Source organism: Pseudomonas sp. PDM22 (genome assembly GCF_014851965.1).
Classification (GTDB): Bacteria; Pseudomonadota; Gammaproteobacteria; order Pseudomonadales; family Pseudomonadaceae; genus Pseudomonas.
Genome location: NZ_JACVAR010000063.1, coordinates 1 through 255 on the forward strand (window position 1 = coordinate 1; position 255 = coordinate 255).

At 66.7% G+C, this 255-nt stretch carries 1 protein-coding gene; it reads right to left on the reverse strand.

Features of this window, described 5'->3' with window-relative positions; translation table 11 throughout:
• The coding region (locus IB255_RS30660) for an Ig-like domain-containing protein (protein WP_192211306.1) at positions 1 to 255 on the reverse strand (255 nt) is incomplete at both ends.

Below are 255 nucleotides of genomic sequence, written 5' to 3' on the forward strand. Positions count from 1 at the left end.
CCAGGGTGGCGTGGATGCTGGTTTCCGCCGCGAGGTCCGCGCCGGCCACTTTCACACTCCAGGTACCGTCAGCCGCGACTTTCGCGCTGTAGTCGGTGCCGTTGAGCTTGAAGCTCACCACGTCGCCCGCCTGGAACTCGCCACCGGCCTTGCCGCTGACGGTCTGCTGGACCTTGGCTTCTTCGGCGTTGACGATGTCGTCGCCGGCGACCACGTTGATGGTCAGGGTCGCTACCGGCGGGGTGAGATCCACGC